General features: G+C 67.1%; 21 protein-coding genes. 9 read left to right on the top strand and 12 right to left on the bottom strand.

What is annotated here, in order from left to right:
- Window positions 1-264 precede the first annotated feature (264 nt).
- Both KBX71_RS18440 and KBX71_RS18435 read right to left on the bottom strand, forming a co-directional pair.
- Complete coding sequence (locus KBX71_RS18440) at window positions 265-1,680, bottom strand: PQQ-like beta-propeller repeat protein (RefSeq protein WP_210819242.1); 1,416 nt, start codon at window positions 1,678-1,680, stop codon at window positions 265-267.
- The gene (locus tag KBX71_RS18435) at window positions 1,680-2,507 is read right to left on the bottom strand and encodes a hypothetical protein (protein ID WP_210819241.1); all 828 of its coding nucleotides are present in this window, start codon (window positions 2,505-2,507) and stop codon (window positions 1,680-1,682) included. The genes KBX71_RS18440 and KBX71_RS18435 overlap by 1 nt, the downstream gene beginning before the upstream one ends.
- Before the next feature lie 592 nt (window positions 2,508-3,099).
- Here KBX71_RS18435 and KBX71_RS18430 point away from each other — a divergent pair.
- On the top strand, window positions 3,100-3,768 hold the full coding sequence (locus KBX71_RS18430; RefSeq protein WP_210819240.1) for an HNH endonuclease family protein: 669 nt from the start codon (window positions 3,100-3,102) through the stop codon (window positions 3,766-3,768).
- A gap of 57 nt (window positions 3,769-3,825) precedes the next feature.
- Here the strand turns inward: KBX71_RS18430 and KBX71_RS18425 are convergent, their stop codons facing one another.
- The 3 genes from KBX71_RS18425 to KBX71_RS18415 form a co-directional block, all read right to left on the bottom strand.
- The gene (locus tag KBX71_RS18425) at window positions 3,826-4,074 is read right to left on the bottom strand and encodes a hypothetical protein (RefSeq protein WP_210819239.1); all 249 of its coding nucleotides are present in this window, start codon (window positions 4,072-4,074) and stop codon (window positions 3,826-3,828) included.
- 129 nt (window positions 4,075-4,203) lie between these two features.
- A complete protein-coding gene (locus tag KBX71_RS18420; RefSeq protein WP_210819238.1) occupies window positions 4,204-4,437 on the bottom strand; it encodes a hypothetical protein in 234 nt (77 codons plus the stop codon).
- Between the two features lie 489 nt (window positions 4,438-4,926).
- Complete coding sequence (locus KBX71_RS18415; RefSeq protein ID WP_210819237.1) at window positions 4,927-5,205, bottom strand: hypothetical protein; 279 nt, start codon at window positions 5,203-5,205, stop codon at window positions 4,927-4,929.
- A gap of 539 nt (window positions 5,206-5,744) precedes the next feature.
- Here KBX71_RS18415 and KBX71_RS18410 point away from each other — a divergent pair.
- The 8 genes from KBX71_RS18410 (at window position 5,745) to KBX71_RS33805 (ending at window position 16,276) form a co-directional block, all read left to right on the top strand.
- A complete protein-coding gene (locus KBX71_RS18410; RefSeq protein WP_210819236.1) occupies window positions 5,745-6,101 on the top strand; it encodes a CU044_2847 family protein in 357 nt (118 codons plus the stop codon).
- Between the two features lie 11 nt (window positions 6,102-6,112).
- Window positions 6,113-8,005 (top strand): trypsin-like peptidase domain-containing protein, encoded by a 1,893-nt coding sequence (locus KBX71_RS18405; RefSeq protein WP_210819235.1) that lies wholly within the window; start codon window positions 6,113-6,115, stop codon window positions 8,003-8,005.
- Window positions 8,006-8,205: 200 nt separating this feature from the next.
- Window positions 8,206-9,000: a MoxR family ATPase gene (locus KBX71_RS18400; RefSeq protein WP_247683694.1), complete on the top strand. Its 795-nt coding sequence runs from the start codon at window positions 8,206-8,208 to the stop codon at window positions 8,998-9,000.
- Between the two features lie 6 nt (window positions 9,001-9,006).
- A complete protein-coding gene (locus KBX71_RS18395; RefSeq protein ID WP_210819233.1) occupies window positions 9,007-12,393 on the top strand; it encodes an SAV_2336 N-terminal domain-related protein in 3,387 nt (1,128 codons plus the stop codon).
- Window positions 12,394-12,809: 416 nt separating this feature from the next.
- Window positions 12,810-13,013, top strand: a complete 204-nt coding sequence (locus KBX71_RS18390; protein WP_210819232.1) for a hypothetical protein — start codon at window positions 12,810-12,812, stop codon at window positions 13,011-13,013.
- Between the two features lie 122 nt (window positions 13,014-13,135).
- Window positions 13,136-13,771: an RNA polymerase sigma factor gene (locus tag KBX71_RS18385; protein WP_210819231.1), complete on the top strand. Its 636-nt coding sequence runs from the start codon at window positions 13,136-13,138 to the stop codon at window positions 13,769-13,771.
- On the top strand, window positions 13,768-15,741 hold the full coding sequence (locus KBX71_RS18380) for a hypothetical protein (protein WP_210819230.1): 1,974 nt from the start codon (window positions 13,768-13,770) through the stop codon (window positions 15,739-15,741). Before KBX71_RS18385 ends, KBX71_RS18380 begins: the two co-directional genes overlap by 4 nt.
- 307 nt (window positions 15,742-16,048) lie before the next feature.
- Window positions 16,049-16,276, top strand: a complete 228-nt coding sequence (locus KBX71_RS33805) for a transposase family protein (protein WP_247683693.1) — start codon at window positions 16,049-16,051, stop codon at window positions 16,274-16,276.
- Window positions 16,277-16,281: 5 nt separating this feature from the next.
- Here KBX71_RS33805 and KBX71_RS18370 read toward each other — a convergent pair whose 3' ends face one another.
- The 7 genes from KBX71_RS18370 to KBX71_RS18340 form a co-directional block, all read right to left on the bottom strand.
- Window positions 16,282-16,932, bottom strand: coding sequence for a hypothetical protein (locus tag KBX71_RS18370; protein WP_210819229.1), 651 nt, complete (start codon window positions 16,930-16,932; stop codon window positions 16,282-16,284).
- Window positions 16,933-17,104: 172 nt separating this feature from the next.
- The gene (locus KBX71_RS18365) at window positions 17,105-18,328 is read right to left on the bottom strand and encodes a hypothetical protein (protein WP_210819228.1); all 1,224 of its coding nucleotides are present in this window, start codon (window positions 18,326-18,328) and stop codon (window positions 17,105-17,107) included.
- A 638-nt stretch (window positions 18,329-18,966) separates the two neighbouring features.
- Window positions 18,967-19,365 (bottom strand): hypothetical protein, encoded by a 399-nt coding sequence (locus KBX71_RS18360; protein WP_210819227.1) that lies wholly within the window; start codon window positions 19,363-19,365, stop codon window positions 18,967-18,969.
- Window positions 19,366-19,424: 59 nt separating this feature from the next.
- Window positions 19,425-19,835: a hypothetical protein gene (locus tag KBX71_RS18355; protein ID WP_210819226.1), complete on the bottom strand. Its 411-nt coding sequence runs from the start codon at window positions 19,833-19,835 to the stop codon at window positions 19,425-19,427.
- 26 nt (window positions 19,836-19,861) lie between these two features.
- On the bottom strand, window positions 19,862-20,980 hold the full coding sequence (locus KBX71_RS18350) for a hypothetical protein (RefSeq protein WP_210819225.1): 1,119 nt from the start codon (window positions 20,978-20,980) through the stop codon (window positions 19,862-19,864).
- 114 nt (window positions 20,981-21,094) lie between these two features.
- Window positions 21,095-21,337 carry a hypothetical protein gene (locus KBX71_RS18345; protein WP_307847154.1) on the bottom strand — a complete coding sequence of 81 codons (243 nt, stop codon included), beginning with the start codon at window positions 21,335-21,337 and terminating at the stop codon, window positions 21,095-21,097.
- A 467-nt stretch (window positions 21,338-21,804) separates the two neighbouring features.
- Window positions 21,805-22,608 (bottom strand): DUF6308 family protein, encoded by an 804-nt coding sequence (locus tag KBX71_RS18340; RefSeq protein WP_210819224.1) that lies wholly within the window; start codon window positions 22,606-22,608, stop codon window positions 21,805-21,807.
- Window positions 22,609-22,813 lie beyond the last annotated feature (205 nt).

Genomic DNA, 22,813 nt, shown 5'->3' with positions numbered 1-22,813 from the left:
GAGTAAGCTCACATTACAGAGTAGCCCGCGCCGTAATGACCCTTATGCAGGCTGATTTGCTGAAGTTGGGTCCATGAACTCGGGCGCAGCGGTGAATCCTTCGGTGAGGGGCTGTCGTCGTCGAACATCAGCAGGCCGTGATCTCGATCTCAGACCTCGCCCGGCTCCGCATTCCCTGTGCGACAGGAGCACGAGCGCCTGCCGGAAGTTGGCCCTGGCTGGCCAAGATGGGTGTGACGGCGGCCTCCCGCATCCTTCAACGGGTCATTCGGCCGGCAGATCGATCGAGTACAGGGCGTCGGCGGTAATCATGTACAGGGTCCGCTCGATGACGAACAGCTTTCCGTAGATCGACGGGGGCTCTATCGGTGATTGTGCGACGCCATCAGCTATCCGCCAGCGCCACACACCGCCGACCTGGTCTTCCCACCGTCGCATATAGACGACGCCGTCATGCGCGACCGGAGTGGCGGGATGGGAGAACTCCGGTACGGTCGCGTGCCAGCGTTCTATGCCTGTATCGACGGAGAGCGCAACCAGGCCGCAGACCCCGCCTACACAGACAACTCCTGAGTCCGCCGCAAAATGATGGTCCCGGTCGTCGCCGAGGATCTTCGCTGCCTCGCCGACGGGACGGTAGATCCACTTTTCCCGACCCGTACGTGCGTCCAGTGCCTGAATTCGCGCCGGGCCGCCCAGTCGTTCGCGGCTCATGAGATACAGCGTGCCGTCGTGCAGTAACGGGTCGTGTTCCATGCGGTGCGCCACGGTTCCCCAGAGAGGCTTCCCGGCGTTGACGTCGAACGCGGCCAGGTCGTACCTGATGTTGTCGGGTGGGTCGTCGGCGGCGATTACCACCCGTTGCCGGATCAGGTGCACGATGCCGTCCGAGGCGGTGCTGAGCCAGGCCAGCCGCCATGCTCTCACCGGTGGCTGTGGAGCGGCTCCGGGACCGACCGCTCGCCATCGTGCGGCTCCGACCTCTGCGTGCCACCGCAGTTCCCCGCTCGCACCGTTTACGGCGCAAAACGTCGCGGTCTGTCCGCGCGCGAAACTCCGGACTCCTTCGACGAGGACCGTTTCCCCGACAGTGGCCAGATGGTGGATGCCCCAGTCGCCGCCTGGGACGGTTGTGCTCCACCGGGGTTGTCCGGTGACGGGGTCGAGGCCGTACAGCATCCCGTCGGAGTCACCAACGATCACATTGCCCGCCGCGAGAGTCGATGCGACATTCACGTTGCTGGGCATCGGCGTGCGCCAGCGCTGCCTGCCTGCGGGGTCAAGGCCCACCACAGCGCCCGACAGTTCCGGATCGTCTATCAGTGCGCCGCCGACAACCAGAACGCCGTCAAACGACCTGACTCCGGCGTGCACGGCCAACCCGGTGTTGACCTGCCAGCGGGTTGCTCCGGTGCTGACGTCGAGTGCGTACACGACGCCCCCTGGGCCGATCACGTACAGATCGGTGTCCCCCCGCAGCGGCGTGGCGAGTACGGAAGCCTCGACCGCAGCACGCCACCTGCCCTTGGTCGCCGGGGTCGCTGAAGGTCGTACGAATCCACCCGGTCCGTCAGATGGGGACTCGGCCGGGGTCTTCCGCGATCCCAGGAACAGCCATCCGAGCCCGGCGCCTGACAGTCCAAGCGCTGAGCCGGCGAGGAGTACTGTCCGCCGGCGCATTAACCGGTTGCCATTCGGCGATATGCCGCGATCAGCCGATCGACTCCGGGATGCACAACGGTGGCTGGTGGGTCGCCGTCGGAGACGAACTCCTGCAACTCCTCGGCCGCCTCTGCGGCGCAGCGGCGCACCCGGTCGGTGTCCGAGGCTGGCTGAGGTCCCGCCCAGATGAAGCTGCGGTAGACCTCGTCATCGAGCGGGGGGTACTCGGTCGCGACGCCGTCCACCCAGTGCGCCTCCTTGCCGTCCTTCGATACCGCGTAGATGGAGAACCGCCAGACCAGGCCGAGGTCCCCGCCGATGCGCGGGCCCATCGTGATGGAGAGTGCGTCCACGCTCCGCGGAGCGACGGTGAAGTTTTGTGGATTGACCTGCGACCACTCTGCACTCAGTGCTTCTGGGAAGTGGAAGTCGTAGTTGAGGCTGGGGTTGACTCCACCACCCATTGGATCACCACAGACAGGCGTCCGGAAAGTCCGATGCACGACCAGTTTGACGCCGGTCAGCACCGCTGGATCATCGCTCGGATTCCGCTGCGTCAGAACCAACTTCAACCGCTGTAGGGTATTTGCGCCCGGGGCCGGCGAAGTCTCAGGATAGGGCGATACTTCGAAAGGATGCCCCGGGAACACGTCTTCCAGCACGGTGACGGGCTTGGGAGTGGGATCAAACTCCGCATCGACAAGTTCCAGACGTTCGTCCGCGGGTGGCGCCTTACTCTCCGGCTGGTTCGCACCAGGTGGGGCGATCCACTGAAGGAAGCCGAGCACAATACCTACGACCAAGGCGGCAACTCCAGTGATGCCGGTGACCGCGTTCCAGGACACTCGTCGGCGAGTCCTCGTGGGGACACCGCTTGGGACCTCGGACTCGGCGGTCGGCACCGGAGCCGGTTGGACTGGCTCATCTGCCGGATCTGCCGGATCTGACGGATCCGCCGGGCCAGACAGGTCGGAACTGTTGCCGTTGTGCGACGCCGACATCGGCTCCCTCACTGATGGAGGACTGGTGCCGTGAGCCTAGAGATACGGGTTTGCGACGTGATCTCGCTGTCACTTATGCGACACGGGCCAGCATATTCGCCCGGCTGCTGCCCCTGTCAGTTCCCCGCCCAGGCCCCGGGCAGCTTGCCCACTCGTCCTTCACAGCCATCCAACCCGGCTTGGCCGCCTCAGACAGATCTGATGGCTGGGGGTCTATGGCCTTGCCAGCATCGCGGTGGCTGAGGCTAGCCGAATGCAGGCCGCGTCGGCGGCGCGGGACGAGTTGGCGCCGTGTCCCGCGCGCACGCTGAGACGCCAGCGACGCTCAAGCTCCTCGAAGATTGGTAGCTGCTTCCTCGCCTCTTCACAAACACGCCCTTCGATGGACATGCTCGTCAGAGACGGTTACTGCCCACCCAGTGCTGAGGAGGCCCCCATGCGGGCAACCCGAGTCTCTGCCTACTTCCCACGCGTCACGCGCTATGCCGCCGCAGTCGTCCTCGCCGCCGTCGCCGCCCTGGTCGGCGTCAGCCCGCAGCCAGCGTCGGCCACACCTCCCGGGATTCCGTCGAAGGCGACAGCCCAGTCACAGCTCAACGCCCTGACCGTGGCATCCCAAGGCTCGACCAGCGGCTACTCCCGTGACCTGTTCCCGCACTGGGTCACGATCAGCGGAAGCTGCAACACCCGCGAGCAGGTCCTCAAACGCGACGGCACCTCCGTCGTCGTCAACAGCGCCTGCGCCGCCACCTCCGGCCGCTGGTACAGCCCCTACGACGGCGCCACCTGGACGGCAGCATCCGACGTCGACATCGACCACGTCGTCCCCTTGGCCGAGGCCTGGCGTTCCGGCGCCAACTCCTGGACGACCAGCCGCCGGCAGAGCTTCGCCAACGACCTCACCCGCCCCCAGTTGATCGCGGTGACGGACAACGTCAACCAGTCCAAGGGCGACCAGGACCCCTCCACCTGGCAGCCGCCCCTGTCGTCGTACCGGTGCACCTACAGCAAGATGTGGATCACCGTGAAGTACAACTGGGGCCTGACCCTGCAGTCGTCGGAGAAGTCCGCCCTGCAAAGCATGCTCAACACCTGCAGCTCCTGACCACGACCCTGGCTCGCGGTCCGCGGCCCTGCAGGCTTGCGGACCGCAAGCCAGGCGCTATGCCTGCTGGGGCGGCTGGCCGTCGGGCTGCTTGCGCCACTGGCCGCCCGCATCAGCGGCGAGAAGGCGTTTGACCATGGCGAGGGCCTCGTCCTCGGTGGCGAACTCCCACCGCAGCACCCTGCCGGTTTCGCTATCTCCGGCACGGGCGGTGACCTTCCACCTGACCTCCCGGGTCAACCACACATCCCGGCGGCCCAGACGCCCCCAAATGCCGTTCCACCAGCGCCCCGCCACGTCCGCCACCAACGCATCGTACAAACGTTCGAATCGCGGCCGGCGTGGGGTAGCCGGTTGACCCGGATGAGGCTGCGCCGACCGTTCCGTGGTCCGAAACGGCCAAACCCTTCGGCCTGCTGGCTATCCTCGCCGACGTCACTCGTCGTGGGGGAGCGGCCCGTCGTACTGGAAGGTTGGCGGATCGGCCTCGCCGTCACAACGAACATAGCGGTACTGCACGGGTGGGCTGGGGTGCTCGCGGGCGCCGAGATACGCGCCGCTCTGCGGCAGGATGATGACCTGCGGAAGGAACCCGTCCTCGTCGACCTCGATCGGGGTGATACGGCCGTCGGCCGGTCCACCGAGCAGCCATGCCTCGACCGCGGGCATCAGCGATCCACCAGCAGCGCGGCGGCAGCCGTCAGCAGCCCCGCGACGGCCGCGACGAGAGCCGCCACCGCGCCGACGAGACCAGTCACACCGGCAAGGTCGACTGGTGCCGTCTGCCAGTGCCTGCGCCGTGATCGGCTGCGTCCACCCCGGGTCATGGCTGCTCTCCCTCACCAGTCGATGGGACGTCGCGTCGTCCCTGCGGAGGTACTTCAGCAGGCACAGTTCAGCCGTTCAACCCGCAGCAGCGCCATCTGTGGATAACTCAGCGCCTGTGGATAACAGAATGATCATCACGATCTTCAGGGATCGTCTCGCGCGCCGTCGACCCGAAACGCGCGGTGCGAATGAAAGCGCCCTCACTCGCCCGCATGTGATGACCGGCGGCCCATGGATAGCTGGTCCAGCGTCACTGTGGAGGCGGCCGCCCCGATCCTCGAGTGTGAGCAGGATGGGTCGTTCGCCCATCACGGCGGTGCTGGCAAAGGGTCACCAGGGTCCGCTGGTAAGCGCCATGTCCCGGCATCCCTGCCAAGCAGGATCGAGTCCGGCGCCAAGGCGGCTGCGGTAAATGTCGATGGTGGCCAGGACCATGAGGTCGGGGTTGTAGCACCAGGCCGGGTCGAAGAGTCGGTCGTTCAGATCGGGTGTGCTGTAGCGGACGACGGCAGGCGCCTCGTCCTGGTCGACGAGCCCCTGTTCCTCGGGCCAGTACCAGGCCGGTCGGAGCGCGTAGCGGGCGGCGATCAAACGGCGGATCGCCGCCACATGGGGTTGAGGACGTGCTGGCAGGTCTGGTGCCCAGTGTGGAGGACGGTCGCAGCACCGATCGTTCAGACAGCAGGACCGGTGGGCACCGGTAGGGCCTTCCATCAGGTCGTACCGCTCGTCCATGCCGTCGTAGCGGTGTTCGCCGTAGAACCACTTCCGTTCGAAGTAGGAGTGGACTCACCGAAGGCGCTCAACCGCTCGGTGTCGCTGGCCCGATCGACGCGTGGGGCGAGGGCCACGGACCGGGCCTGGTGCAGCTGGTCTGCAAGGTCGCTGACGAGGACGAGCCCGACCAGCCTCGGCGCCCACCGGCCCCAACTTCCCGGAAGGCGATCTCCGAACCACCCACGGATGCATCAGGAAACCCGCAGAAGGTCCGGGCAGCCCCACCGCTGGCGATCATTGATGCGCTACATGCAAGCGACCGCGGCGGACTGTCGCCGATCCGTCGCTCAGCGGCTGTCGCAACGTCGAGCCGGAAGGTAGCCTTACGCCCTGCCCGCCGACCGCTCCTGCTTGTCTTCCTGCGAGGTCTGATGCCGAGCAAGCTTGTCCAAGTCGAGCTGCCGACCGGGGACCTCATCTGGGCTTGGGTGGCCGTCGACGGGCCGACCAACGTCGCATCTGGGGTGCTCCAGAAGCTCGACGTCGAGGACCTGCGGAAAACCGTCAGGGGCGTGTCGACGAGCCTCCCTGAGGCGGTCAACGATCTAGTGCCCGACGCAGTGCAGGTCGAGTTCGGACTCGAGCTAGCGCTGAAGTCGGGAAAACTCACTAGCGTGCTGGCGGAGGCTGGCGCCACGGCGAGCGTCAAGGTGACGCTCACCTGGAACGGCGCAGACCTGCAGTCGACGGGCGTGGCCCTCGGTTCAGTGCCCGTCCAGGGAGATTGACGAGTTCGTCATTGAATAATCCCCTGGGGAAGCTGACCGAATTGGCCGCTGCCTGCCTCGTGCGGATCGGCACTAGCCTGCGCGAGGCTCATGACGAGGGAGGATCCGGTGTCTGGATCGCCCCCGGAGTCGTGCTGACCTGCGCACACGTGGTGCGCGGCGGCCTGGCGACCGACGTCGAGGTCGGCTGGGGCGCTCATATCCTCCGAGGCCGGGTCACCGATCACACGCCGAACGAGTCGGTGACCGACCTGTGGTCGTACCCCGACCTCGCGGTGATTGAGGTCGCCGATGCGCCGTCTCATCCCTGCGCCTGGCTCACTGAGACACCCCCGATCGAACAACTCACTGCCTTCGGACACGCGGCCTCGCTCGGGGATGGCCTGAAGCCGCTCTCGGTCATTGGACGGTGCGGTGGTACTTACTTCTTCGGCTCCGGACAGTTCGCCAAGTTCAGTGGCAACGAGGTAGTGCCGGGCATGTCAGGCGGCCCGGTGCTGGACCTGCAACAGGGCGCGGTCTGCGGCATCATGAGCAGCACCCTGGGCGAGGGCGCGGACCGGGGTGGATACCTCGTGCCGGTGTCTGCCCTGCGGTGCCTGGGTCAACGGCGACGACGTGATCTCCTGAACGCGCACGATCGGTTTCACGGAGCTAATCCGGAGTGGACCGACATTCGTGCACAGATGCCGCCTAGCATGCTTCTGAGTAGCCCCGTCAAGCCAGCCGAGGAGGTGGAACTCCTCGCGCTCCTAGCCCAGCTCGACGCGCCAGAGCCCGATGAACTGCTCAGCTTCGTCGCGCTCAACTCGGCGACCGGTCGTCTGCCCGACCCACCGGCCGGCTGCCTCCGGGACGTCGTGTGCAGCCTGCTAGACAGCGTCGATTCCGCCTCGGGCGAGGTGCTCGCCCTGCTGCGCCTGATCCACGAATTGATCGGCTCCGCCCCGCGGACCGAGCATGTGGGTCTGTACCACTGGGCGACCGCGTTTGCCGCACAACACCATCGCCTGCCCGACCTACGCCGGCTCCGCACCGAGCCAGCGAGGTCGAGCGTGCCGCCGGGCGGGACGGTGTCGGTCGAAATCGCCTACGGCGCGGCCCAAGTCGACCGGTTCCGGTTGGCTGTATCGGTGCACCCCGCGCGCCAGGCCGCCCGGCTGATCTATCAGGACAAGGAGCCGGTGCATCGGCTCAACGACTTGATGCAGATCGTTTCCGATCAGCTGCGCACGGCGCTAACCCTGCTGGGCGGTAACGCGCAGGTTGAGTTCGTCGTACCCATCGAACTCTTCGACGTGCCCTTCGACGACCTTCAGCCGCTGCATCGATTCACCACCCTCGGCCGTAAGTTCCGGGTGGTGCTGCGTGACTACGACCGGCAGTCCAACCCGCTCGTACGCTACGACTGGGAACGCCGTTGGAACCACGCCCGGTCCACCTCGTGGCGTTCACACTGGATTACCTGCACCGACAACCTCAGCGCCGATGAGTTCTCGGCGGAACTCGAACAGCATGCTGACACCGCGCTCGTCGCTCTGGGCCGGCGGCCGTCATCCGCCCGCCATGTTCGCGAGTTGCTCCAGGTCGCCCTTGAGTCGGGAGTCCCGGTGGCCGTCTGGCGCCGGGACGCGTGCGCCGAACACGACCGCGAGGCGGCCGACTCGGACTGCTCCGGGGCGCGCTTCCTGACGTCCGTCCGCCCAGTCCTTGACGAGACGGCCATCGACGAACTCCCGGAGACGGTCCGCCAGCTACGCAACCGGGCCGTGGGCCAATCGCCCAGCCCAGCGGACGTCTCCTGTCAGTGCACTGTCCTGCTATACGACAAGCCGGCCCGCATGACCTACCAGACCGCGTCGGTCCGGGAGCCCTCGTTCGAGTCCTTGGAGAGCGATCGATGACTGCACGGATCTACCGCGGCGATGGCGAGCACCGCGAGTGGGAGATGCCTCTCGCACCACCGTGGCGGCAATTCGAGGGCGAGCCGGTGATATGCGGCCCGGGCGACGACGATTGGGATTCCGGGCACCCCAACCACCTGGAACGAGCTCGCACGTACCGCCCGCAGGAGCGGGAGATCGAGCTCATAAACGTGGCGATGATGCTTCGCCGGCCGCTGCTGATCACCGGTCAGCCGGGCACCGGCAAGTCCACGCTCGCTTACGCGGTGGCGCACGAGCTACAGCTCGGCCCGGTGCTCCGCTGGCCCATCACCAGCCGTACTACGTTGCAGGACGGGCTCTACCGGTACGACGCTATCGCCCGGCTGCAGGACTCCAACTTGGCCAAGCGGAACGATGAGGGTGCCGGCGAGTCGGCTGGCATCGGGCGGTACATCCAGCTCGGTCCGCTCGGCACCGCGCTTCTGCCCTACGAGCGGCCGCGTGTCCTGCTTATCGACGAGGTGGACAAGAGCGACGTCGACCTGCCGAACGACCTGCTCAATGTGCTGGAGGAGGGCGAGTTCCGGATCCCGGAACTGGTCCGGATTGCGGAGGCCATCGAGGAGGTGCAGATCGGCGTCGAAGACTCGCGGAATCCGGTGCCAATCCGGCACGGGCGGGTGCGGTGCCGGGCCTTCCCGATCGTCGTGATGACCAGCAACGGGGAGCGTGACTTCCCGCCGGCCTTCCTCCGCCGGTGCCTGCGGCTGGAGGTTGCCGAACCGGACGTACAGCGTGTGGCGGACATCGTCCGGGCGCACCTGGGCGACGACGCCCTCGTAGCCAGCGCCGACATCATCGAACTTTTCCTGCAGAGGCGCACCGGCGGCGAACTGGCGACTGACCAGCTCCTCAACGCCATCTTCGTCACGCTGCACGCGGACACTACGCACGCCGACGATCGCCGTCACCTCGCCGATCTGATCTTGCGCCACTTGAGCGTTGCGTACTGACCGATCATGTCCGTCACCGACGTCATCAAGGTCCTGCAGGACGCCGGTATCCAGGCCACCGGGCGGGAGATCGCCGAGGTGATTTGGCTCGCTCAGCACCTCACCCCGCCCACGGCGCCCGCCCCCGAGCAGTCGCCCGAGGCAACCCGCAGCGAGCACCGGGACGAGGCAATCGAAACCGCCACCCCCGCGGACCCTCCCGATTCAGTCCCGCTCGCCGTGCCGAGGCCGGCGAGCCCGCAGGCCGGCTTCCTCGGGCACCCGGTCCGGGTCCCTGAGCTGCCTGGCATGGCTGAACAGCCAGCCGTCCAGCGCGCGCTTCGGCCGCTACGCCGACGTGGCCCATCGCACACCCGTCGGTTGATCGATGAGGACGCAACAGCGACGTTCATCGCAGCCACCGGGATATGGTCACCGGTCATGCGGCCGGCCCAGGAGCGCTGGTTCGATGTCATCCTCGCGGTAGACAGCTCATCGTCGATGGACCTGTGGCGTCCGCTCGTGGAGGATCTGCGGCAGGTGCTCACGCGAACCGGCGCCTTCCGGGACGTTCGCGTGTGGCAGCTGACGCCCCGTCCGCGGGAGAGCATCGTGCGGCCCAGTTCGGCGTCGGCCGCCCGGAGCCCGCGGGAGCTCGTCAACACCGCCGGTCGGCGGCTGTTCTTCGTTGTCACCGATGGCGCAGCCGAGGCATGGCACGCCGGTCACGCCATGCCGGTGTTGTCCCATTGGGCATCTACCGGTCCGGTTGCGGTGTTGCAACCCCTGCCCGAAGAGATGTGGAACCGGACCGGCTTGACCTCGACCCCGGCACGGCTCGGCGCCCACCTGCCGGGCACGCCAAACAGCAAGTTCCGGGTGGCGTACCGCCATCGGCGACACGCCGACGGCGTACCTATTCCGATCCTCGGGATCGAACCGGTCGCGCTGCACACCTGGGCACAGCTGGTCGCTGGGTCGGCAATGGGCTTGCCGCTCGCGGTGATGCCCACCGGCACCGAGCCGTCGAGCCTTCCGCCGATGCCCGGCACGGATGACGCCGGCAGCTCCCTCGACCGCTTCCTCGCCAGCGCCTCACCGCAGGCGTACCGGCTCGCGGTGCTGCTGTCGGCCGTGCCGCTGACCCTGTCGATCATGCGGCTGGTACAGCATGTGCTGTCGCCGGTCGCACCGTCCTCGGCGCTCGCCGAGGTGGTGTTAGGTGGTCTTCTGTCGCGCACCGGGCCGGATACCTACGAGTTCCGTCCGGGCGTACGCGACCTGCTCTTCTCGGAACTGCGCCGCTCCGAAGCGGCGATCGTGTTCTCGGCCGTGGGCCGGTACATCACTCAGCGGGCGAGCGCGGTGGACGACACCTTCCCTGCCATCGCCGGTCGCCCTGACGGGCCGGTCGCGGCCGACGCAGATGCGTTCGGCTGGGTACCACCGGAGATCGCCGCCCGGCTTGGGCTGCCCGTTGGTCCGAACGGCGACCGGCAGCCCAGTATTGCAGTGGCTACCGATCCCATCCCAGGGCTCGATGCGCCCTCAGCCGCCACCGCATCGCCCTCGGGATCGACTACAGAGGTCAACGCGACCCGGATCACCAGTGTGTCCGTCGTCGGAGGCGACGGAACGGTCCGGGCCGGCTCGGGCTGTCATGTGACCCGCGGCGTGGTGCTGACCTCGGCGCAGCTCGTCGACGGCGCCGATCAGATCAGGCTGCGCCTCGGCTCCGACCGATTCCGAGACGTGACGATCCGCGGGTACGTGGCCTGGACCGATGACGAGGCCGACCTCGCCGTCGTGCACTTCACGCCCCCACCGGAGGTACGGCCGATGGCACCGGTGCGGTGCGGCGCGGTGTCAGAAGACCTGCCGGGTGCACTCGTCGACATTCTTGCCTTCGGTAAAGAGGATACGCGCTCCGCCCAGCCACATATCCTGGCAGCAGGGGAAGTCCTCCCGACAATGGATGGCGAGCGCGCGAGTTTCGATGTCTATGGTGTTCTGCCGCCCGGCGTACCCGCCCCGGCCAGCCTCGCCGGAGCGTCCGTCTGGTACGAAGGCCACCTCATCGGCATCCTGTGCTCCAGGAGCGCGGCCGAGAAAAACGATCGATGGACAGCGACGTCGGTTATTCAACCTGCGGGTGGCATGCTGGCGCAGCGGCTCGATGAGGCGTTGGGCATAGTCGATCGGCGCACGGTCGAAACGGTCCCCACCACCGATCGGGCAGCGGGCCATGCCGCTCGTCGAAACCGCCTGCACGGTCTGGTCCCGGCGGATCTGGCCGAACGCCAGAGCGAACTCGACGAGCTGCTTGAGTTCTGCTCCGGCTCAGAGCCCTACGTTTGGTGGCAGGGCGAGGCTGGGGCTGGCAAGACGGCCCTGATGGCCGCGTTCGTCGAGCGCGCCCCGGAACATATCGAAGTGGTGTCGTTCTTCGCCGATGTCGACGCTGGCGCTGGGCCCGGACAACGGGCGGATGGTGCAACCTTCGCCGAGGTAATGGCGGTGCAGCTCGCGGCGGTTATAGCGGAAAGGACGGTTACCTCACGAACATTGCGTCCTGGAGAATGGCCGACGCTGCTCGCCCGCGCCGTCGAACGGCTACGCGCCAAGGGGCGGAGCGTCCTTGTGCTGGTCGACGGCATCGACCAAGATCAGGCGTTCGACCCGGACCACGGAGCGATGAGCATCGCCGCACTATTGCCGGCCGCCCGAGACGGCCTACGCGTGATCGTGACGAGCGGCATCCGGTTCCTGCTTCCCCCGGACGTACCGGCCGACCATCCGCTACGGCACTGCCGCGTTCGCGTCCTACGTCCAGCGGCCGGACAGGCGTATTACCCGGAAGCCCCGGCGACGACGAAGCAAACCGCGCTCACCGCCACGAATCCGCAGCAGATCCTCGCCGAGCGAAGCGCCGAGTTCGGAGCGGACCATCCGCACACCGCGATCGCCGCAGCCGAACTGGCCTGGGCCCGACGCGACACCGACGCTCCGAACAACACTGCCGCCGTATTGGAGCGGGCATTGTCCACACTCACCCGTACCTTCGGCCCATACCACACGGAGACCCACCGGAATCTCATCCGGCTCGCCCTGTTACGACTTGAGTTGCGCGACCCCAGCCTGGCAGACGCCTGGGCGCGCGTCCTCGAGGTGCGTGTCCGCGAGCTTGGGCCCGACCATCTCGACACCCTCGCCGCCCAAGCCGTGTTCGCCTCGGCGCAATATGAAATCGGCGACCATGCACAAGCCATTGCTCTGCTGGACCGGGTCTTGGCCACGCGTCTCGCGGTGCTCGGGCCCGAGCATCCCGACACGCTGGCTACCCGGGCTCTGGTAGATAGGTGGCGCGCAGGGTCACCCCGCGGCGTCATGCGCGACTATCTCAATCCGGAGTAGCGCAGACCGACCCGATGGAGTAGCTGCGGGCGTCGTCTGGGCAGGGAGGGGATCATCGCCCGGCGCCGGCTTGCTGGGCCAGCGTCGGCCTCACGCCGACATTTGCAGATGCCGCGTATGACCACTCCGAGGCCGATGACGGCCAGGCCCAGCTGAGGCGGATCACCATCTCCGTGCTCGCTTCGGCCAGTGAGGTCGATGCCTTGATCGACCGTCTGGTCAACACCACCCGGTCCACGCCCCGCCAGGGTCGCTTACCCGGACCGTGCCGCCTCACGACGCGACGGTCGCGTCCTCGGGCCGCTCATGCGAGGGCGGCGTTGACCTGCGAGTTTTCACACCGAGGCCGCCGACCGGTTCTCGTTGGTGGAGCGCGTCCCGGGCGGGCGCGGCGGATCAACGAAGGGCGGTGCGGCATGGCCCGCAACGAACGTAACCGGCGCCGGCCGCAACGGGACAGCGGCGGTCACCGGACGGTGCTGTGGCTAGTCAACGGCGTGCTGGCTGGGGTGGGCGGTGTTTTCGTGGCCACCGAGTCGGTGGTGGTCACCGCGGTCGCCGCGGCGGCCGCAGTGGTCATCGTCGTGACCGCGATTGTGGTGTGCCGGCGGCTGCCTTAAAGATCTTGGGCGCCAACTTCACAAATCTTGGCCCGGCCGGTTCTAGCCAATAGGGACCGGCCAACACGGGCCCCGCCGACAGGCCCGGCCCTCCGGCTAGGCAGGCTGTCTAGTCGTCATCGATGACGAGATCGGAGGGGCCGTCGGTGGTCCACGCGAACAAGGGGCTGGCCCCCGCGGCGCCCGAGCAACGCTCCGAGCATCGGGCTACAGGGCCGGAGCGGGAAGCCGAGATTGAGTTCGAGGCCTTCCTCAACGAGCACTACGAGTCGTTGCTGACCTTCGCCACATGGTGGGGCAAGGATCCCGACGACGCGGACGACGCCCTCAACAAGGTCATGATCCACATCGGCCGTAACTGGAGCACGATCCGCGAGCCGGTCGCCTACGCGCGCACCGCCGTCACCCGGGCGATTCTCAACATCCGCCGGGACCGCGGCGCCCACCGATACATCCCGGTGCCATCGGATGAGCTGCCCGAGCAGGCGCAGGACACCTGTGACCTCGACCGGCTGGAAGGCCAGGAGTGGGTCGACGGATTACTCAGCAAGCTCCCGCCCACCCAACGAGCGGTGCTGAGCCGGTACCTCGACGGCCTGGGCATGCGCGAGATCGCCGACGAGCTGCGCAAGAGCGAGTCGACAATCCGGAAGAACCTCCAGCTGGCCCGCGACCGGCTCAGCCCGTTCGTCGCGGAGTACGACCGAAGAAGACCCCGCCCGTCCGGCGAGCAGACGACGAGGGAGGACAACCGATGAACCACGACGACTTCGACCGCGACCCGGTGACGGACGACGAGTTCTTCGGGGAGCTGGCCGACACGATCGAGCTGGTCGACAAGCTGACCCGGGACCGGCTCGCCGACGGTGAGTTCGAGCGGCGCCGCAAGGCCATCATGGACCAGGTCCGCGGACGCATTACGGCTGAACCGGCCGCTCACTCTGCACCAGCCCCGACACCACGCCCGGCCATTGACCCGGCCGACTTGTGCGCGCGGGACGGCAACAGCCGCATCATCATGCGGCTCACCGACTGGCGGTCGCCGACCCGCGACCGCCACAGCCATCACCAGGGCGATGTGCACCGCGTTAACATGGCTGACGGCGCATTCACGCACCACCTCGGCCCGGCCATGGCGGGCGCCGTGGCCGACGCTGAGCGCTACCGCGACGGCGCGCTACGCCGAGCCGCAGAGATCGTCAAGCAAGCCCAACGGGACGCAGACAAGCTGCTAGCACAAGCCCAACAGACGCTGGACGAAGCCCGCCGTACGGCGGTCGCAGCAGCCCGCGAGGCCGGGGTCGCCCGACGCGAGGCGACCGTCGAGCCGAATCCGATGATCGCGCTGCCGACCCGGTCCTGGACGAGCTGGAGACCGCACAGAATGGCGGGGCCTGCCGCGCCGACAGGTGCCGAACGGCGGCTGCCGAAACTGCTGCTCCGTGTGGACGAAGGCTGCGCAGACACGACCGAAACCATGTCGCGCCTGGCCGACGATGTCCTACTGGCCGGCGGAACCGACGCGATGAGCCGTGCCTCGTATCTGACGGCAACGTCCACCATGGGTGACGAGCGACGGTGGGCCACTTGGGCAACGGCGTCGCACGACCGGACGGACTGGCTGAGCTGGAGATCGTCGCGGTTGACCTCCCTCAGCCCCGATGCAGGCATGGAAATCGCCGGACTCGAAGCAATCTCAAATGCGGTGCTCTACCAATGCAAGAGCACCGCACGCTTGGGCGATGCCGCGCGGCAGCAGCCCGAGCAGGGCTGGCCGACACGGCGCGAGGCAGAAATCGTTATGTTCTTGGTCAACGCCCAAGCACTCGCGCACGCGGTGCCCGAAGCCTGCCATGCTGCGTTCAGCACCGCCGTACTCCGCCGCGCCTGGTATCTGAAGAACGAACCCGTCGACGTGCAACCAGATCCGCGTTGGCGCCGACTCTTGTCCGCGGTACTCGCTGCAGGTGACAGCCTCGCTCTGGACAGCGTCGCGTCGGAGCGGCTGCGCCTGCCGGCTGCGTCATCGCACGTCGGTGGTTGGCTGCCCATCCTGTCGCCGGCACAACGCCTGCTGTTCGCCTGCGACGTCGAGGGCTTCGGCCAGGCCGACGCTGGTCTGCAGTCACGCTGGCGGCACGCGGTCCATCAGATACTTGGCGAAGCCGCCAGCCAGGTGGGACTCGACAGCCAGCGCTGGCAACGGCAATGCGCCGGCGACGGTGAGCTGGCAGTCCTACCGCACGGAACATCGTGGCGGACCGTGTTCGAGCACCTAATGGACGCTGTCGACCGGCAGCTGCACGAGTACAACCGGTACGCCACCGACAACGCCCGGCTGCGACTGCGGGTCGCCGTGCACGAAGGAACCGTGGCCGACACCAGCGACGGCTTCGCCGGTCAGGCGGCCGCCACCGTCACCCGCCTCGTCGACGCGTTACCGCTACAGCAAGCCCTCGCGGAACACCCGAAAGCCAGCATGGCGGTGGCCGTGTCGGACCCGGTGTTCCACGAGATGACCGCCGGCCGCAGCACCGAGCCGGATCGGTACATGAGGATCACCGTCCCGCAGAGCATGGAGTCGACCGAAAGCGCGTGGATGTTCGTACCGGACGGCACCACGCGATTTCCCAACTACACGGCACCCGGATCGCCGCCTGTTGCCGACGATCACGGCCTGACAGCAAGACGGCTGCAAACGGGCCCACGGCAGGTGACCCCGGCATAACCGAATACCGGTGCAGAAGACGGCTGCTCGACCAGCGACGGCACCGAGAAGGGAACAAGCACGCGGGGCAGTGCCCCGCGTGCTGACCCAGGTCCGGCGAGCACAGCGGCCCCGCGGCCGTCCGTGGCTGAGCGGGGTTGCCGGGTGCATGACGGAGTCCGGCCGCGCACTCTCGCCGACGTGGTCGGGTATCTGGGTTAGCGCCGGCGAGCGTTGACGGACGCCACCGAGGTGGAGGCGTCCGCCTGCCGGTCGAGGGCGGGCGGATAGGGACCGGCTCGTATCTGGCAAGGCTCGGCTGAACACAATGAAGGCGCTGGTGATCTGCGATTCGGCTGGCCGGCTGTTGTTCTGCGGCGAGACTCGGCCAGGTTCGATGCATGACCTCACCCAGGCGCGGACCGCCGGCCTTATCGGCCTACTGCTCCACGCGCCCCTCGGAATCCGGGTCCGCGCCGACGCCGGTGAGGCAGCCGGCACCAGCCGCGATCGACGTCGCCACCGTGGGCGGAAGCGTCATCGACGCCGCAGATGAGGTCGTCACAGGCCGGGTATCTCCTGCTGGATGTCAGCCTGGAATCCGCGGGGTGGAACATCATCGGGCGGCTCGACAGCGTGCTCGATGACGGGATCGGCTCTGCGTCGTTGTCGCCTCAGCGTCGGGACAAGCAGGTCAGGTGGCATCACGTGGTTGGCCTCATTCCAGCAATCGTCGCAATTGACCTCATCGCGTGCCAGTGGTCGCGGGCTGGTGCCTAAGAAGTCAACGATCCGTTTGACACGCTCATCAAACAGGCGAGGGCCGGCGTGCAAGAGGTGGAAAAGTGTTAATCGGGTGCAGATCAGCGGGCTGGGGCGGCGTGGAACGCAGACGTCGAGGTACTCGAGTGGGTCTAGAGGATGCTCGCGTATCCGGACCACGATGTTGTTCCGGTACTGATCCCAGCCGGCAGACATTGCTCGGCTCTTCTCCCAGTCCGTCGCTTCTCGGGACAGGTGCCAATGAGCGCCGTCATATTCAACGATCAACGCGCTGGTGTCGGTCAGTGGGAACAGCATGTCGATGCGGCGCCGGCGGTTGCCGAGTTGCACCTGGAAGTCCTGGATTCCCGGACCGAGGACGTAGTCCAGGAGGGTGAAGATGTCGGCCTCAAGCTTGGACGTCGCCCGGTTACCGGTGAGGGCGCACACCCCGTCCTCGCACCTGGGGGTGTATCGACCGTTGGCTCCGGCGAACTTCGACCACCGCATAACGCGAGAAGGTAGCGGCGGCGTACGACATTCCGCGATCAAAGGTCTGCAGGGGTGCAGACTCGTAGCCCGGGCCACTTCTCCCAGCCCTTCCCGGTCTGGGCGGCCCCGATCACAGGTGGGTGCTGGACCACGTCCCGTCGATCTCGTCTCGGCGCCAGTAGGTAGGGGAGTTGCTGCAGAGCTGGCAGGCGAGCACCAGCGGCTGACCGGCTCGTCCGGGTGGCTTCTTACCGCAGCACAAGGGCAGGCTTTCTACCTCGGGCGCTTCGGCCTGCGCGACGCCCGGGCCGTATCGCCGTTCGCAGGCACGTTCGGCTGCCTCGTCGCGGCGGGGGTCGCTTGCGGTTTCGGCCAGCTCGATGGTCCCGCCCCGTTCGGTGGTGACCGTGGTGTGTGCGTCGGCGGGGATCCAGCTGACGCGGTCGCGGTGCCGGTAGGGCAGCCACGTCCCGTGCAGGATGCCCTCGAGTAGGTGGTCCAGGTGGGGGCGTGGACCGCAGGGGAACATGGCAGTTGTTGCGGCCTTCTGCCGGCTGTAGCTGCGTGGGTTGAGCGTTGGGTACAGGTGTAGGCGGCCGCACGGGATGGTCTTGCGGGTGACCGGGCACCGGGTGGTGCCGGTCCAGAGGTCCGCCCAGCCGCACCGTTGCGTTTCGAACGTGATGGCGCCTGCGCCGATTTCCAGACGGGTCTCGGATAGGTACATGCGGTGGTCGTCGAGGGCCGGTACGGACAGGTGTGGCACCGAGTGCAGGAACGCGATGTCGTCGGCGCCGCGGTCGGTGGTCCACACCACCCGGTCGCCGGCTTTGCGGAGCGCTCGTTGCCGCGCCCGGATGGTCCGAGGAGTTTCCTTGGAGTGCTGGATCTCTCCGGCCACGGTCAGGACCGGACCGGTGGCCAGGACGTCTGGTCGGCGGCGGGCGCGTGGCCGCCACACCTCGACCTCTACGGTGCCGCCGACGGATTCCCATGTGCGGGCCTTGCGCTCTTTGAGCGCCTTGTGGGTGTCGGTCTCGGGCTGGTGTTCCGGGTGAGGGGAGCGGCCATCCTCGTGTCGGAACATTGGGCCGTGCCGCCCTTCGACGAAGGTCAGCCAGACCGGTGCGCGGGGGAGTCCTCTTTGGGCCTGGTAGCGCATGCAGAGCAGGCAGAGTAGCTTCTCGCCGCTGATGCCGTGGGGGCGGTCGTTGGCGATCCGCTCGCGCAGAGTGGGTTGGTCAGGATGGCCCCAGAGCGTGATTCGCGGCTGCAACTCGACCGCGGCCGGCACGTAGAACACGCCGTCGTTGTACGTGAGCGGGTCGAGGTGTTCCCAGACTGGTCGGTTCACGGGTCCCCCTGGCGGTGGTCCTGGCGTGCGGCCGGCGGAGTCTACGAGTTACGTGACGCCTACTGAGAGTATCGGCACTCGTCAATCTTGAGAGCTAAGTGAGTGGATTTCGCTGAGGTTGTAGCCTGCGCACGGACTGGCCAGGCTGTTCCGGCCCGTGGATGGCGCTCGGCACAATGCCTTCGGGATCCAGGGCCGCTTCGAACGCCTGGGTGGCCAGCGCGAAACCTCGTCGGCGAGCATCGGCCGAGGGTCGCCCCGCTTTACGTCAGCCGAAATCAGCTCTTGTGGGACGTTCAGTGGCTGGTTGGCATGGTCACCATCCTGACCGAGGCCGAGCCTGCTCGCTCTGCGCGCCGACAGAAGCAGCGCACCGCGTAAACCCTGACCGATGGCGATCTCCACCTACGCGGGAGCAGGGCTTCTTGAGCTGGGCACTGGACGTCAGGACTGCCGGCTTTCTTCGCGCCGGCTCGGGTGACCGTCCTCCTTCGAGGTCGCCCCCGTTCTGCGGGCAGATCGGCGGTTGGAAACATGGGGGCTGCTGCGGCAGGCGTGCTTACACCTCGAATTTTCGACACGCGAGCAAGCTCTGACCTCCGTAGCGGCTCCTAGTGCGTGGGCGGCAGTGCTGTTCGTTACGGGTAACGGGAGGTGTGGCGGAATAGGCCAAGCCGGTCTAGTCCCACCAGGGTCAGCAGAATTCCGGCCAGGAGCACCAGCCACTGCTCGACCAGCGGATACAACGGCACGGCCCACCCCTGCGTGAATGTCACGTTGTCCGTACAGGAGACCGGGGCCGGTCCGGAGAACCACGGGTTGACTCGACGACCGTCGATGTGCGGGCCTCGGCTGGGCCAGGACGGCACGTCGACGGTCCGCTCGTCGCCACTCACCGGGGTGATGGTGCAGGCGTGCGTGCCGCCGCGGACGGCGCTGGTGAGGTACGCCGGACCGGTGCCGTCCCAGGTGTGGCCAGTACCGACGGCACCGGTGCGGGCGTAACCCATGAGAGCCAGGCACAGCGCGACGATCACACATCCGAGAGCAACGAGCCCTCGGCCCAACAGTCGGGTAGTTCGCTCCGACCGCGCTCTTACCGCCACGGGCCCTCCCTGTGCGGCTCGTCGCCGTCGTTCGTCCCACTCCAGCCCGAGCTGGGCGCGCTGTCGGACGCGGCCGCGGGTTCATTGGGGGTCGATGAGGTGTCGTCTGTCGCGACGGCACGGGCGGCGGTGGCCAGGGCGTCCAAGTCGAGTCGTTCCGCCTGGGCACGGGCTTGGCGGAAGAAGTTCTGGTAGTCGCTGGCGGCGAGCAGGTCCCGAGGGCTGAGGCTGCCGTCGCGCAACTGCTGCCCGATCTCCCGGCCGACGGGGTCAACTCCGGAGATCAACGATTCGTAGACCATTTGCCGCCGTCGGGCCTCGTCGCGCACGACAGAACCGTACGGTGTGCGGTCGACGGCGGCGAGGACATCCGCTGGTCGGGAGTGCGGGGTGTCGTTCACGCAGATCATCCATTTCTGAGGCGGGATCAGTGGGGCATCCCGTTGGGTGCCGGTGCGAGCACCGGCAGCTCCTGGGCGGTGGCCGCCATACCGAAGTTGCCGACGGCTGCGGTGAAGGCGCTGGTCAGCGAGTCAGCGCGGCCCACCAGATCCAGCGCCTCCTTCAAGATGTCCCACATCTTGTAACCCTCGTACAACGCCGCCGCTCCGAACACGACGCCGCCGATAACGGTCTCCGACGTGGCGACGGCCGTGCTGGCGGTCACCGTGAAGATCATGGCGGCGTCGACGAGGTCAGACAGCAGCGATCCAAGGACCTTGCCGATCTCGAACATCGCCTCGGCCGTCCTGCGGTACTCGGCAGCGAGCGCGAGCAACGGTCCCCCGGCGGTGTCGAGCTTGCGTGCCGAGTCGACCAGGTGCGCCTGAAAGGCGGTGGCGGCCTTGCCCTGCCAATGCTGTTCGGAGCTGAGGGCACCCCACCGCACATTGTCTGCCATGCCCGCCAAGGCTGCGGCGAGGTTGCCAAACACGTCCGCACAGCCCCGCACCCCGGCCCAGTCACCGGCGACCGGCTTCAGCAGCGACTCGTACGGGTCGTACGCGCGGTCACAAATGCCCAGCTTAGCGGCGAGCCAGGTGGCGCCCCAGATCACATCCCGGGTCACTGACGTGGGGCTCGCCATGTCCCACAGTTGCGGCTCGAACTGGAACGCGTCGTCCTTGTCGTAGTCAGGTACCGCGCGCAGGAGTTGCTGCGGGTCGGTCCGGTCGGCGAACGGCGCCGGCAAGGCGACGTCCCGGTAGAAACCCGCGTACTCGGAGCGATCCAGCACCCAGTCACGCCGGAAGGCCTGGTCCAACCGCTCAGCGGCCGCAGCGTCGGTCCGTTCGTAGTAGTCGAGCGACTGCCGCAACGCTCCGCCGGTGTCGGCCGCCGTGTACTTCGCGACGTCCTCGACGAGGTCTCGGATGGCCAGCATGGCGTTCTCGTGCTTGCCGCTGATCCGGTTGATGAAACCCGGCCCATACTCCAACACAGTGTTCGAATCGACATAGGTCAACCCGGCGCGGGCGTCATCCCCGAGCCGGTCGAACAACGGTGGAAGGCCCCGCAGCGCGGCCACATCGACTGCAAAACCCATGACCCAAGCCCCCGTGTACGCCGACCGACGGCCCCCGCGACCGACATCGGCTCACACATCGTGCTACACCTGCCACCTTCTGTGGGGGCGGCGTTTGGAGGCGCGTGACCCCGCTCAGGCAGTGTGCTCGGCGACCAGATCCCCGTCGACATAGGCCCTGATCTGCTGCGGCCGGAAGCCGGCGAAGAGAAGCTTGCGCTCCTTCTCGATGCGCACCGAGTGACGTTCCTCCTGGCCGACCACAAACTCGTACCGCTTGACTAACTCGACCGACAGGACCCGCAGCTCCTGGCGGACAGGCTGGCCGTCTACCAGGATCGACAAGCCTCCCCAGAACTTGCTGAACGAGAACGTCACCTCGTGCCGCTCCTGGACACCGACGTCAAAGTTGAACTTCACTAGCCGAATTCTGCCGCACGGGTACAGGCGGTGGTAGCCGGCCGTGCGTCGTCCGGTACTGAGCGAAGGCCCGGAATACCCGGTGGAGCCGAATATGGCTCAGGCATGCCTCAATGTCGGAACAATCACCCGTTCGCGCGGGGACCCCGCCGTCGGCCGGCCCCTTCGGCAGCCAGCGGATCGACGAAAAATCAAGCGTTCGCGTGCTCGAGGCCGCGGCCACTGCTGGATCCGGTCAGTCGCCCGACGACACCAGGGGTTAGCCGGCCGGAAACTATTGTCGTTCTGCGAGGGCCTGGCCGGGTGGACGAGACTCCGCCGTTGTCGGACGAACGACGAGCCCATGATCACCTCTTGCATGCGATCTGCAGCCGCGCCTCACGGATGGACCTTGACCAAGGCTCGCCTTTCATACCAGTGAGTGACTATTTGGCTGGGGGGATCGGTTCAGGCCGTAACTCCTCAGCTGTGACATGCTGGCCGACTGGCCGGTCGATCCATCGTTCACCTTGGCCGGGCCGCCGGTATGTCGGCGTGTCGTCCTGCGATGTCCACAAGACGATGTCGATCAACTGAAGGTCTGGTAGGTCGTGGATCTCGGGTACGGTTGGTGTCACGGCATCTCGCAGGGCCGCTATCTCGGCGCGGTGGATTCGAATCCAGATCGCCAAGGCCCGAACGACCTTGTCGATGCGCTCGCGGCGGCCCAGGTCGTGCTGGCGCGCCTTGTTCGAGAATCCCTCGCGGTTGAAGCCGAACACCTCCGCAACGTGTCCGTCGAGCACGGGAACCGCGTGGGGCCGATATAGGGAACCCATCTTGGTGATCTTGGGTCCCCAGACACCGTGGTACCCGAAGTGGCACAGGTTGACAACCGCGGCTACGCCGTCGTCGTCCATCGTGTGCAGGTCGGTGTCCTCCGGTACGGCGGCGACTCGGGCTGCGAAGTCGCGCCGGCGGTCACGGGAGAATCCGGCCACGTCTTCGATGTCCACTCGGCCGGCGAGCGCGTTGACGTAGAGCAGTGACCAGGTGGTGACCTGATCGAACAGGCCGGAGGTCTGGGTGCTGCGGGCGGCGAGATGGTAGGTGACCCATCCGCTGCGCGGCTCGGTGCAGAAGGCGAGCACTCGTCGGGCTGCATCCGTCACGGGCACCGGAGCCAGCACGTCACCGTCAAATCCTGCCGCTGCCGGGTCGATGACCATCTCGGAGAGGTCAGTAGTCACAGCGACACCGTACGGGCTGGTCTCCTAAAGATCGACGGACGGCCCTGCCGCGGCAAGTCGTTGAGAGGTAGATGCCGGTTAGCCAGTCGTCACTCCGGCCTGGAGGCGCGCCGGTCGGCTCCGCTCAGGGCAGGGTGAGCGCGTCATCCGGCAATATGGCGCTTCGCCGTGGCCCGGCGGCATACCGCGAGTTCGTGGCGGACCG

Source organism: Micromonospora sp. D93, from assembly GCF_018070365.1.
Lineage (GTDB): Bacteria > Actinomycetota > Actinomycetes > Mycobacteriales > Micromonosporaceae > Micromonospora > Micromonospora ureilytica.
The sequence above is the reverse complement of the archived record's forward strand: the minus strand, read 5'-3'. Positions and strand labels throughout refer to the sequence as shown.